The 12,351-nt window shown below is 40.5% G+C and carries 11 protein-coding genes; 4 read left to right on the top strand and 7 right to left on the bottom strand.

What is annotated here, in order from left to right; translation table 11 throughout:
• Nucleotides 1–225: 225 nt before the first annotated feature.
• The 7 genes from AC21OG_RS12010 to otsB form a co-directional block, all read right to left on the bottom strand.
• Nucleotides 226–978: a hypothetical protein gene (locus tag AC21OG_RS12010; protein ID WP_487378298.1), complete on the bottom strand. Its 753-nt coding sequence runs from the start codon at nucleotides 976–978 to the stop codon at nucleotides 226–228.
• A 175-nt stretch (nucleotides 979–1,153) separates the two neighbouring features.
• Nucleotides 1,154–1,837, bottom strand: a complete 684-nt coding sequence (locus AC21OG_RS12005; RefSeq protein ID WP_487378297.1) for a glycosyltransferase family 2 protein — start codon at nucleotides 1,835–1,837, stop codon at nucleotides 1,154–1,156.
• The gene (locus tag AC21OG_RS12000; RefSeq protein WP_487378296.1) at nucleotides 1,834–2,835 is read right to left on the bottom strand and encodes a class I SAM-dependent DNA methyltransferase; all 1,002 of its coding nucleotides are present in this window, start codon (nucleotides 2,833–2,835) and stop codon (nucleotides 1,834–1,836) included. Before AC21OG_RS12000 ends, AC21OG_RS12005 begins: the two co-directional genes overlap by 4 nt.
• Entirely contained in the window at nucleotides 2,819–3,628 is an 810-nt protein-coding gene (locus tag AC21OG_RS11995; RefSeq protein ID WP_487378295.1) for a PIG-L deacetylase family protein, read from the bottom strand. The genes AC21OG_RS12000 and AC21OG_RS11995 overlap by 17 nt, the downstream gene beginning before the upstream one ends.
• Nucleotides 3,616–4,803: an acyl-CoA dehydrogenase family protein gene (locus AC21OG_RS11990; RefSeq protein ID WP_487378293.1), complete on the bottom strand. Its 1,188-nt coding sequence runs from the start codon at nucleotides 4,801–4,803 to the stop codon at nucleotides 3,616–3,618. Before AC21OG_RS11990 ends, AC21OG_RS11995 begins: the two co-directional genes overlap by 13 nt.
• A 177-nt stretch (nucleotides 4,804–4,980) precedes the next feature.
• Entirely contained in the window at nucleotides 4,981–6,654 is a 1,674-nt protein-coding gene (locus AC21OG_RS11985) for an alpha,alpha-trehalose-phosphate synthase (UDP-forming) (RefSeq protein WP_487378292.1), read from the bottom strand.
• A gap of 29 nt (nucleotides 6,655–6,683) precedes the next feature.
• Nucleotides 6,684–7,604, bottom strand: a complete 921-nt coding sequence (otsB, locus tag AC21OG_RS11980; protein WP_487378291.1) for a trehalose-phosphatase — start codon at nucleotides 7,602–7,604, stop codon at nucleotides 6,684–6,686.
• Between the two features lie 574 nt (nucleotides 7,605–8,178).
• Between otsB and AC21OG_RS11975 the strand changes: the two genes are divergently transcribed.
• The 4 genes from AC21OG_RS11975 to AC21OG_RS11960 all read left to right on the top strand — a co-directional run bounded on the left by AC21OG_RS11975 (nucleotide 8,179) and on the right by AC21OG_RS11960 (nucleotide 12,297).
• Entirely contained in the window at nucleotides 8,179–9,225 is a 1,047-nt protein-coding gene (locus AC21OG_RS11975) for a DUF1852 domain-containing protein (RefSeq protein WP_487378290.1), read from the top strand.
• Between the two features lie 266 nt (nucleotides 9,226–9,491).
• Entirely contained in the window at nucleotides 9,492–10,526 is a 1,035-nt protein-coding gene (locus AC21OG_RS11970) for a methionine synthase (RefSeq protein ID WP_487378288.1), read from the top strand.
• Between the two features lie 211 nt (nucleotides 10,527–10,737).
• Nucleotides 10,738–11,265 carry a flavin reductase gene (locus tag AC21OG_RS11965; protein ID WP_487378287.1) on the top strand — a complete coding sequence of 176 codons (528 nt, stop codon included), beginning with the start codon at nucleotides 10,738–10,740 and terminating at the stop codon, nucleotides 11,263–11,265.
• A 204-nt stretch (nucleotides 11,266–11,469) separates the two neighbouring features.
• Nucleotides 11,470–12,297, top strand: coding sequence for a sulfite exporter TauE/SafE family protein (locus AC21OG_RS11960; protein ID WP_487378286.1), 828 nt, complete (start codon nucleotides 11,470–11,472; stop codon nucleotides 12,295–12,297).
• Nucleotides 12,298–12,351 lie beyond the last annotated feature (54 nt).

Genomic DNA, 12,351 nt, shown 5'->3' with positions numbered 1-12,351 from the left:
TAAATTTGTAACGATAAATACTTGATAAAATAGAGCAAAAAATAAGGCACTTATAGTAACAAATAAAAATATCCTGTCAAATTTTGATAACAATCCGTAACCGTTTTAATAGATCTTTTGACTAAATTCATTAGCGTCAACTTAACACTTATTTTGATAAAATTATAAGGGGGGGGGTTTAAGTATATTGGGAAGGTTAAAAGAATAGATATTGCATAAAATACTCTAACATTTTGTTTTTGATTCATAAACCGAAGCAGGCAGTATAACGCCTTGCAATCCAATCATGCTGACTAGGGACTTGATGGTTTCTGGGTTATCAGGAAGTTTAATCTTATGATTTTCTAAAGATTCCCGGCGTGACTGATGGATATCGAAGTCTTTATAATCATAAGACATGATCTGCGATAGCGTGAGAAAAAGGTGTTTCCCAGAGCGTCTGGTCACAACGACTTGATGCCACTTACTGTAATATATAAATGCAATGTAGAACCGTGCGTCTGAATTCCTAGAGCCGTACAGTATGTTAAATCTTTCATCATCTTCTTCTTCATTAAAAAACGGCACAAAAGCGACCTCACCAAACTCGTCTATATTATCATCAGTCATGTAATTTGTTTGGTGTAAATATTCCCAAGTATGAATTTTAACGTTTCGCTCCAAGATATCGTAGCGTAAGTCATGCAGGTACAAAAAGGTTTTATAGCCCTCGCTTTGTACAATTTCTCTTTCAAAGTCATTTAGGTTTTCATGATGAGGGTCTTCTGAAATATTACGAAAAAACTCTTCTAAGCGATCATATAGTGCAATTGTGCGTAGTGTGCGACACAGTTGCATCATTGTTCTGCGATTGGTCACATTCAGTATAGAATTTGGCTGAGAACACACTTTAAAGGGGAATGTTGGAATGTCATTATAAAAAAACTCACGAATTTCACTTTTGGCGTATTCATTGTATTTATTGTCATTGTTGTTCATAGCTTGCGCCTTTAGGTCTTAAGTGAGGGTTGTTCTTCATTCTCAAAGTCACTGTATTATGGTTAAGTTTTAAATGTTTAACAGACTTTGTACGAGTTACTTAAGAGCTTTTATATCATTGTTTTGGTAATGATGACATAGTCTTTCAATACTTAAAATAGTGGTTTAAAGCCGCTTACTTCACATGACGTTGCTCTAAATTGACTAAAAATGCTGCAAAGCCTTCTTGGGCGCGAGCTTGCAGGCGACTGCTGGTAAGAACACGGACTTGATTGCTCCAGATAATATTAAATCCTTGAGCTTCAAACCGTTTAACCAAATACACATCTTCATGACATGGTAGGGGCGCAAAACCGCCAACAGCCTGATAGGCATCGGTTTTAAAGCTTAAGTTTGCCCCATGGATATGGCGGTGATCCATCGTATCTTGGTAATGAGCGATATAATCTTTTCGAGTTTGTGGCGTTAAATGTGCCCAGCTATCTATACTAACAACGCCGCAAATCATATCCGCATTTAAACGAGTAATATGATCAATTTGTTTTACTAGCCAATTTGAAGGCACGACCGAGTCTGCATCAGTACACGCAATCCATGTCGCACCTTGAGTGATAGCATGACGAATACCCGTATCTCGTACCCGTCCTACATTGCGATACTCACAGCTAATATTTTTAACCTCAGCAGCTTGAACCAACTCAAGCGTGTTATCGGTGCAACTGTCAAGCACCACCAGCGGAAAAGCCTTAATTGAGGCGGGCAGTTGTTCAATGGCGGTTTGTACTGAGTTTAAGCAGTCCGTTATAGTTTCCGCCTCATTGTGCGCAGGAATAACAATTGCAATTTTGATAGCTGTCATACAAGGTTCTCTTGCATGGCAACTGACTGTGGTGAGTTAATCCAGACATCTAATAAAAAATCACGTTCAACAAGTTGCGTTTGATGCGTAAAGGTTGATTTAGGTTCCAGCTGAGTTTTAGGTTCAGATTTTAGTTCAATATGAGGTTCAGACGGTTTCAAGTCTTTACTATGGCTGGCAGAATTAAGAGCTTGTTGTAAACGGTGATGCACTGTATCACCATTCATCTCAAAGCCATCAATATCATAACGCCAATGGCAACATAACAGCGTGCCACCGACTGCAAGATTTTGCTTAATCCATTCAATAACCGTATCGATATCATCGGGTGCCAAATAATATAAAATCTCACTAATGACAATCAAATCGAAGCGGTGATTGAAGGGCTTGTCGAAGGGGTGATTGAAGGAGTGGTTGCTAGTGTTTAAACGAGTTGATGAAGGTTCGTCTACAATAGGTAAAGCATCAGGAAAAGCCTCCAAAATTGCTGACTCTAAACGATTCAATACCTTTGGAATAACCCCTTGTATTACCTTAGCATGGGATAAGTTCTGTAATCGCTGCCGTGCAAGTTGCACCGCATTGTTATTGCCATCAATACTGAGCAGTGCCTGACATCGCTGCGCGAGCAATTCACTAAACACCCCATTACCACAGCCTAACTCAATAGCACTGCTATATTGGGCTTGAGGCAGTACCGATAGACAAATGTCCCGTTTGCGCTTTTCATACCAGCGTGTCTGGTACTGCCATGGATCAGTATTGTCACTATATAACGCATCAAAATACGATTCTGAATAAGTATCAGTTTGGTCAGTGTCAGTTTGGCTATTGGATTGGCTATTGGATTGGCAATTACTTTGATTATTGACTTTGTTTTTAAAGTTTTGGCTATTATCTGCTGATGTACTTTGTGCAACGGTATGCTTATTAGTAGGTTTTAAAGGTGTCGGTTTCATAGGTATTGGCGACTCAGTCAATTTAGAGTTGTGGCTCATATAAATATACTTCCCATGGCTGGCTAATTCTAGCGATAGTTTGAGCAGATAAAATTGGCGGATTGCCGGTACTCTCATCAACCGTAATCTGGCTTTCAAAACAGTGGATCGCTTGAACTTTACGGTGTAACTGTTCAGCGTCTAAGTCAACTCGAATAGCGTTATGCCAAGGTATGCGACTATCGTTTGGTTTCGCCCAATGCCAAGCCCAAATTAAGACTTGATAACAGTCTAAATGATGATGTTTCGCATAGGTAGCGACCACTTGTCCCGTGGCTTCATGGTCAGGATGACCATCATGAATAAAAGGCGTGACCAAAATATCATTAGGCTGAATAAATTCAGCGAGCTTTTGATGGAATAGTGCTTGTTGGTTAAAGACATCCCCATCCGTTAAGTTAAGTGCAATAGTGGTCACTTGGTTTGAAATACCTAACGCTTGTATTGCTGCAAGACTCTCTTGAGGGCGGATAATATCTAGTTTTTCTGGTGGATAAATCGTTGACTCTGGATGACTTTGAGTACCATTGGTCACATGAACTAGGATAATGGAATTGCCATTGGTAACCAATTGTTGAAGTAATCCACCACAGCCTAATATTTCATCATCAGGATGAGGGGCAAAAACGCACACCCGCTGATGGGGGGCAAAGCGCTTAGTGATATCTAAACGGGGGAGGTCATGTAACCCTTGCCAATTCCTCCAAGCCTCTTGACTGGTGCCGTCGCCTTCGATAACCCGATCACCAACTATAGGATGATTTTTCTCATTATCAGAGTTTAAAGTTGCCATATGGTATCCTGCCCGTTCACTAAAGTACTGATCGCATTAGTGCTCGACTGATGGTTATGCTCACTAAGCTCACTTGCCAGTTCGCCGATTCTTTGTAAGTCGAATGCCGCATGACTTTGACGTATAAACACCGGTAAATCTGCTGATAATCTAGCAAAGTGGGCATTACGGCAAAAGGGTGCTGCCCCTAACGCTTGTCCGACGGTCTCTAATACTTGTCTTGCGAGCAGTTCAACGTTTGCTCTTAATTGACGGATGACAAGCTCGTGACTAAGGCTAGGTTGGCTATCCATTGACTCAGCCACATGGTAAAAATACTGTTGAGTGACTGCCAATGCTGTACTAATTTGCCCCAAATACATGGCTTTATAATCGTTTGGTTTATGCTGATAAGACTGTATTAGATATTTAGCTATGCCCAATGTTGCCCCGTACCAGCAAGCGGCAACGCCTGCTGCGCCATGCCAAAATCCTGCACGTTCTAGATACTCATTAGCTGCCCCAACATTGGTGGCAGGTACCTGATTAAACTGAACAGTGGCGGTATCGGTTGCCTGCATTCCTACGGCTTGCCATTCACTATTGTTAATGGTAATACCTTCTTGGCCTTCTTGCATTACACCGTCTTTATGCATATCGACTATTAATAATTGTGATTGACCATTATCATCACGATAAGTCATTAACGCATGGTTGACGATATTGGCGCCAGAGCACCATGCTTTTGTGCCACTGATTTTGCCTTGTTGATAGCGGATAGGGTCAGGGTAACCTTCTGCTGCCCAGACTGCCCAAAGACCTTGAGCGGGTTTGTCAAAGCCAATTTCTTTTAAGATGCTTAAGGCATCCAAATGCGATTCAAACCATTTAGCAAGGGTTAAATCAATCCCTGATACATACGCCAATATTTGCCAACGTAGTAAGGTTTGCGATTGTGCAACATTAATATTACGATTATTAACATCTGCAGTTTTATCTTGATTAGTTTTAGGTCTAAAACCGCTAGCAGGGTGGGGGATTTTATGCGCATAGGCAACTAAGATATTTAGTATATCCATGCGATTGTCTTCGGTCATCGTTAATGTGTTTATACCGTTTTCGCGGGCAGGCCAACACTCAGCTATAGCCCGTTTAATGTCTTCTAATATCGAATTTTCAGTCTCTAACGGGAACATATAATTTCCTTTTTTTATAATTTTTTATAATCTCTCAAAACGTAGTGATAACTTTTTTGATATTTAATAACCTTTTCAATACGCTCTTTATCAATGCCCTTTTGTGTAGGTTCTTTGGTATAGAAACCCTATATTCACGGTACGTAATTTAAGGAACATAATTCAAGGTACTTTGAATTAGGAAACCATGTCCTCTTCTAACCCATATAAGTCATCTAAGAAAGCTTGTTGCCAGTCATGTAAAGTATGCTGTTTTAACCCTTTCAGCAACTTATCATGACGGGCTTTACGCTCGTCTAACGGCATCTCTAAAGCTGTTTTAAGCCCTTGAATGACGCTATCTGGTTTTTTAGGGTCGATAATGACAGCATCTTGCATCTGCTCGGCAGCACCTGCATAACAAGACAGTACCAATACACCAGGATTATCTGGATTTTGGGCGGCAATATATTCTTTAGCCACTAGATTCATACCGTCTTTTAGCGAGTTTACCCACCCAATGTCGCTGTGCCAAAACTCAGTCATTAATGTTTTATGGGTTAACACCTTTTCACTATAAGTAATCGCCTGCCAATGGGTGCTTTTATTCGCAGTGTTATTAATATCATGTGCGTCAATAGTGTCATTATTATTATGAAACTCATCTGCTGTGCTGCTATTTGTCGTTTGTTTGCTCGCAAAAGTATGTTTAGAGGGTGAAAACTTTTGATTAATATGCTGTACGGTGTGTCTAACTTGTTCATATAAATACCGATACGCAGGCAAGTCCAAACGACTAGGGCAAGCAATTTGTAAAAATTTTAATTGGTTTTGATAGCGTGGATATTGCTGTAAAAAATCAGCATACGATGTAAACCGCTCCAATAACCCTTTTGAATAATCAATACGATCTACGGCAATTATTTGCTTAACAGACTGATCAACTGGCTCAGTTGATTTTTTATTCTTATTATGAAGAGTGGCTAGAACATTTAAATGATGAACTTGCTGCTGAATTTTAGCAACATTAATGCCAATAGGGTAAGTTTTGACGATGAGACAATGAGGGTTGTTGTCTGTATTTTTAAGATTTAAATTTAGTAAAGTTTGCGCTTTTCCAGTTGTATTTACACCTCTACCCTTAACACTGATTTGTAACTGGCTATTAAACGGAGTACTCAACTGCTTCTTTAGATAATGTTTAAACACATCAAGACAGTTGGAATTGTCATGATGAGTTTGCGTGCCAACTATATCGTAGTGGGCGAGATGCTCAATCAGCTCTACACTTTTATCTAACTGTTGCCAATACGTTAGGGGCGCAAAAGGAATATGCAAAAAAAATCCGATGCGATTACGCATACCCAACTGTCGAAAATAATAGGCCACACTTAAAAAGTGATAATCATGCACCCATATCACATCTTCGGGTTGGCAAACGTCACTAAGCTGCTTGGCAAAAAGACGGTTTATAGATTGATACCCGTCATAATCATGTGGAGCCTGACTCATCAAATCGGTTTGCTCATGCAACAGGGGCCACAAGACATTGTTAGCAAACCCACAGTAATAATGCTGATATTGATGAGACGTTAAGGCGGTCGTCATATACGTCAGCTTTGATTTAGACAACTGTCCTTTTTCACACTGCAATTCTGAGTGACTAGTATCTAATTCACTAAAATTTAAGGCAGTAAAATTTAAGTCTTTGTGGTCTACATTATGATCTTCATCAATGATATAGCCATTCCAGCCCATCCAGATACCAGAGTTTTCCTTCAATACGTCATGCATCGCTAAGGCAAGTCCGCCTGCCATCGGATTATTGTCGGGCAATTTTACCCGATTTGATAAAACGATTAAGCGGCTCATATATTTTGTCTCATTGATTATTAAATGACCTATTTTAAAAATTTAGGATTAGTGTTTGGCACATAATTTAGATTTGGGTAATTTATTTGATTCATACCCAAAAAATATTCAAGAAGCGGAACTACCTCATTAATATTTTTAACAAAGTAACGGGCAGTTGTTGGCTCGCTGCCGACCTTAATACCGATACCCGCTTTAGGGATATTGTGTTTAGGTAAATTATCAACTTTATTACCGTCCTTTTTTAACCATGTATACTGTTGCACCGCCTTAAATCCAGCTTCATCGGTTATGTCATCGCCTATAAAGATAGGGCAGAGCGGCTTGGATGCCTTAGATAGCAGATGGGACAATAAGCTCAATATAGCAGTGCCTTTATTAACCCCTTTAGGTACAATTTCCCATACATATTTGCCCTGTTTTAATGTCCAGTTAGGATAGTCCTCGATAAGATTTGACATAAGACGATAAGCGACATCAGATAATGATGGGTTTTGTCGATAATGAAGGGCACAAGAGTAGGGCTTTTGCTCAATGGTAAAATCTGTGTAAGGCTGGCAAGATTGGAGTATGGACTGCTTAATTTCATTTAGCTCTTCCATATTAAGCGGCAATCCGGTAGTTACTTTCCCATTGGCATCATTCGCTTCGTTAAAATACTGACCACCTTCGAGCGATACCTCTAAACCGTGCGTTGCGGCGATCGGTAGTTGAAGAGGAGAGAGCATTTGCCTAGCTTCAACGAGACTACGTCCTGTTACCACAGCGATTGGCATGCCCTGACGTTGAATATCGTGCAATAGTGTTAATGTCGTCTTTGGAATAAAACTGGCTTTAGGATTAATCGTGAAATCCGCCAACGTGCCATCGATATCTAAAAACAAACAATAGCCTATTCGATTATATAAATAGTCTGAGAAATTAGAAGGTTGAATAAAGGTTGACGGCATATAGGAGCAGGGGTCTTAAGCTAAATATGAAGGTATAGAAGGGTTTGAAGAATCACTATGTTGACATACTACACCCAATGTTATGACAGTAGGACTGTTTTAAATTCGTTTCAAAATGTTTATTTAATAACAATTAGACTACACACACTTTTAACTGCCTATTTATAAATATAACCTTATCTTCAACTATTGACATACGCTGTAGCTTTAGCCCAGCAGTTTTGATTAAAGGTCTTTCATCATCTGCTGGGCTAAAAGCACCAGCCTACATTGAATTTTAATCAGTTGAGAACGGGGTAGCCTATATGTATAGTTTATGATGAGTCACTAGGAAGCAAGATTGATTTTAAGTTGATTTGAATTGTTTTAAGTAGATTTGAATTGATTTGATGTGATGTGATGTGATGTTTAGCTAAGTTGTCACAAGTTTAACTAGAAAGTAAAAGCCAAGAAACATGAATAAAATTCATCTTATATTAAAGTTATATCGTTTTATTCATGTTAGCGTTCATGGTTTAATAAGCACCTAAAATAAATTTGGTTTTAAATCATTTAATTAAGGGTGCAATTCACCATGAGTAACACGTTTCACTATTCAATCAAGACCATTCACTTTGATGAAAACTATCAGCCTGCCTCTAGCACGCGATTGACGACTAACTTTGCCAATTTAGCACGTGGCGAGCAACGTCAAGACAACCTGCGTAAAACCCTGACGATGATAAACAACCGTTTTAATGCGCTGGCACATTGGGATAATCCTGCAGCAGACCGTTATACGGTTGACGTCGATATCGTCTCAGTCGATATGGATGTCGAGGGTAATGGTATTAATTTTCCAATTATTGAAATGCTAAAAACAACCGTCATTGACCATAAATACAATACCCGTATTGACGGTATGATTGGTAATAGCTTCTCATCTTATGTGCGCGATTATGACTTTAGCGTGGTGCTTCTTGATCATTTTGATAAAAATCCAGGTACACCGCCGCCGCAAAGTTTTGGTGAGTTACATGGTAAACTGTTTCAAGATTTAGTGAACTCTGAGGCTTACAAAGCCCACTTTAATAAACAACCAGTGATATGTCTTAGCGTATCGACAAGCAAGACCTATCACCGTACGACAAACCAGCATCCAGTATTGGGGGTTGAGTACCGACAAGATGAATACTCGTTAACGGATGACTACTTCCACAAAATGGGTTTAACGGTTCGTTACTTTATGCCTGCGGGTAGTGTGGCACCTTTAGCGTTTTACTTTGCCGGTGACTTGCTTCGTGACTACACTGATATTGAGCTCATAAGTGCGATTGCGACGATGGAGACTTTCCAAAAGATCTATCGTCCCGAGATTTATAATGCCAACTCAAGTGCTGCTCAGGTATTTCAACCGAGCCTCACTTATCAAGATTATTCACACACTCAAATTGACTATGATCGTGAAGAGCGTAGCCAGCTTGCCGTGAAGCAGGGTAAGTTAACGGAGGAGACGTTTATTAAGCCTTATAAAGACATTCTTGATAAGTGGGCAGCAAGCTTTGATATCACTAAGCCATTTAATAAAGAGAATCAACAAAAAACCGTTGAAGATGAATCTATTGAACCACAAATTGCCTAGTTAGCTCATTCAATATGTACTATTGCAATAACATCGTAGCTAATCCTGCTTTTTGTTCCTATCTTGACAGCGGACGGGAGCGAGCGCTAAGTCTAGAGTCGTTCCAACATTCGAGCGACCCCCTCTAGTCGAGCGCTCGCAATCCCGTCCACGGTCAAGGATATCCACGGCAATCAGGGCTAAACCGCTCTAACCTGCAACGTTACGAAATAAATTGACAGTGACGCTATTTAAAAAGCAACGCTAAATAAAGAGAATAAACAAACATGACTAACCTATTATTACCAACCTCAACCGCTGGCAGTTTACCAAAACCTTCATGGCTTGCAGAACCTGAAAAGCTTTGGTCACCATGGAAAATAGAGGGTGATGAGCTGATTGAAGCCAAGCAAGATGCACTGCGGGTATCACTACAGGAACAAGTACGAGCAGGAATTGATATTGTCAGTGATGGTGAGCAAACCCGCCAGCATTTCGTGACCACCTTTATTGAAAATCTGGATGGCGTAGATTTTGAAAAGCGTGAAACGGTCAAAATTCGTAACCGTTATGAGGCAAGTGTGCCGACTGTCGTTGGTGCGGTGAGTCGTACCAAGCCGGTATTTGTTGAGGATGCTAAATTTTTACGTGCGCAAACCGATCAGCCGATAAAGTGGGCACTACCTGGTCCGATGACCATGATTGACACCTTGTATGATGACCATTATAAAAGCCGTGAAAAACTGGCATGGGAATTTGCCAAAATCCTTAATCAAGAAGCCAAAGAGTTAGAGGCCGCTGGCGTTGATATTATCCAATTTGATGAGCCTGCCTTTAATGTGTTCTTCGATGATGTCAACGAGTGGGGTATTGCTACTTTAGAGCGTGCTATTGAAGGTCTCAAATGTGAGACGGCAGTGCATATTTGCTACGGATATGGTATCAAAGCCAATAATGACTGGAAAAAAACACTAGGTTCAGAGTGGCGTCAATATGAGCAAGCGTTTCCTAAGCTGCAACAGTCGAACATTGATATCGTGTCGCTAGAATGTCATAACTCAAAAGTGCCGATGCATTTGATCGAATTGATACGTGGTAAGAAGGTGATGGTCGGCGCTATCGATGTGTCAACCAATACTATTGAGACCCCTGAAGAGGTTGCTAGTACGCTGCGTAAAGCGCTGCAATTTGTGGATGCCGATAAGCTATATCCGTCAACTAACTGTGGTATGACCCCTTTGTCTCGTCAAGTGGCGCGTGGCAAGCTAGAAGCGTTAAGTGCTGGTACCAAAATCGTTCGTGATGAATTAACAGCAAAATAATCCTAGAACCTATTCTATTTCTATTATAGTAGGACTTACGCACGAGTAGAGATTATGGCAACTGGTTAATATTTATGAATCCTCTGAAGGTAGAGCCAGACGCACCATAAATAATAACCAGTCGCTTTTAAAGCCGTGAAATTGTATTTTCGCATAAGTCCTACCTATTAAGTACTATATAGATAAATAAACTAAACGTAGGATGCTAATCATGATTGAAGCCACGCATTTTAGGGACGCCATGTCATTGTTACCGACTGCAGTAAATGTCGTCACCACAGCCGGAGATGCTGGGGTACATGGGTTTACTGCCTCTGCGGTTTGTAGCGTCACAGACACGCCGCCAACTTTATTGGTCTGCATGAATACCACGTCTCGATCACATGCGCACTTTATTGATAATAAGGTTTTGAGCGTTAATGTGCTTAGTGCCCAACATGAACCTATATCCAATGCGTTTGCCTCCAAATTAGATTCAGTTGAGCGCTTTAAGCAGGGCTCATGGACGACATTAGTGACGGGTGCGCCCATTTTAGAGGATGCATTGGTCAGTTTTGATTGTAAAATAGAGCAGGTTCAGGAAGTGGGCACCCACAGTGTGTTTATGTGTCGTGTGGTCGCCATCACTCAAAGCCATCAGGATCAAAGCTTGGTATACTTTGATCGTCGCTATCATACTGTAGGTCAAAGATTAGAGCATAAATTAATAAATGAGACGGATCAAAATCAAATGGCTTAAGACAATAATGCTTTAAGATAATATTTGAATCAGTGCTAGAGAGCAAGCTTGAATTAAATCTTTAATTAAAGCTCGAATTAAGTTTAAGTTAAACTGATTGTAATAAATCGAACAAACGCTTGTTTTTGTTTAGACTAAATGACCTAAGCAAACTTTAAACGAATATCAAACCCTTCATCTACTTAAAAAAGAAGACAATATCACGTGGAATTAATCATTTTTTTACTAATAGGTGCGCTGGCAGGCTTTGCAGCAGGACTCTTCGGTGTCGGCGGTGGAACAATTATCGTACCTCTGCTTTTTATCGTCTTTACTCAAATGGGATTTAGCCCTGATGCGATAATGCACCTTGCCTTAGGTACGTCACTGGCGACAATTATTGTCACCTCAATCAGCTCATTGATGGCGCATAATAAAAAAGGCGCTGTGATGTGGCCTGTCTTTAAAAACTTAGCACCGGGCCTTGCGATAGGTAGCTTTGCAGGCGCTGGGATTGCCGGTTTGCTATCAGGAATTCATCTGCAAGTGATAGTGGGGCTATTTCTGTTATGGGTGGCCTATAGAATGTTTACTAGTGGTAAAAGGCAAGCGGCCGCAAATGCTAAAGCCAAGATGAATAATACCAATATTGTACTGCCTTCAACTCCTATGCAAGTTGCCGCAGGGGCTGGTATTGGCATTGCTTCTGCTATTTTTGGTATTGGTGGTGGCAGCTTAACCGTGCCTTATCTCACCCGTTATAACGTGGTAATGCAAAAAGCCGTTGGCACGTCTGCCGCGTGTGGTTTGCCCATTGCTATTGCAGGTGCTTTAGGATTTATGTTTTTTGGGATGCAGCATCACTTAGATGTGCCAAATGCGATAGGCTTTGTTCATATCTACGCCTTCTTAGGCATTGCCAGCATGAGTTTTTTTACCGCTAAATTAGGGGCAAAAGTGGCACATGCCTTATCACCACAACTGTTAAAGCAATGCTTTGCGGTGTTGTTAACCGCTGTGGCACTTTTCTTTTTGTATAAAGGGTTGGTTTAAGCGTTAGGGTCTTTATGAAAAAAATGATTCACAGTTCATCAGACCCTAGTATTT

The organism is Psychrobacter sp. CX5 (assembly GCF_057621535.2).
This window is presented reverse-complemented; position numbering and strand designations above follow the sequence as displayed.

Bases quoted from the DNA above. Each gene is read 5' to 3' on its own strand.
- AC21OG_RS12010 (WP_487378298.1), bottom strand. From the start codon at position 978: ATGAACAACAATGACAATAAATACAATGAATACGCCAAAAGTGAAATT.
- AC21OG_RS12005 (WP_487378297.1), bottom strand. From the start codon at position 1,837: ATGACAGCTATCAAAATTGCAATTGTTATTCCTGCGCACAATGAGGCG.
- AC21OG_RS12000 (WP_487378296.1), bottom strand. From the start codon at position 2,835: ATGAGCCACAACTCTAAATTGACTGAGTCGCCAATACCTATGAAACCG.
- AC21OG_RS11995 (WP_487378295.1), bottom strand. From the start codon at position 3,628: ATGGCAACTTTAAACTCTGATAATGAGAAAAATCATCCTATAGTTGGT.
- AC21OG_RS11990 (WP_487378293.1), bottom strand. From the start codon at position 4,803: ATGTTCCCGTTAGAGACTGAAAATTCGATATTAGAAGACATTAAACGG.
- AC21OG_RS11985 (WP_487378292.1), bottom strand. From the start codon at position 6,654: ATGAGCCGCTTAATCGTTTTATCAAATCGGGTAAAATTGCCCGACAAT.
- otsB (WP_487378291.1), bottom strand. From the start codon at position 7,604: ATGCCGTCAACCTTTATTCAACCTTCTAATTTCTCAGACTATTTATAT.
- AC21OG_RS11975 (WP_487378290.1), top strand. From the start codon at position 8,179: ATGAGTAACACGTTTCACTATTCAATCAAGACCATTCACTTTGATGAA.
- AC21OG_RS11970 (WP_487378288.1), top strand. From the start codon at position 9,492: ATGACTAACCTATTATTACCAACCTCAACCGCTGGCAGTTTACCAAAA.
- AC21OG_RS11965 (WP_487378287.1), top strand. From the start codon at position 10,738: ATGATTGAAGCCACGCATTTTAGGGACGCCATGTCATTGTTACCGACT.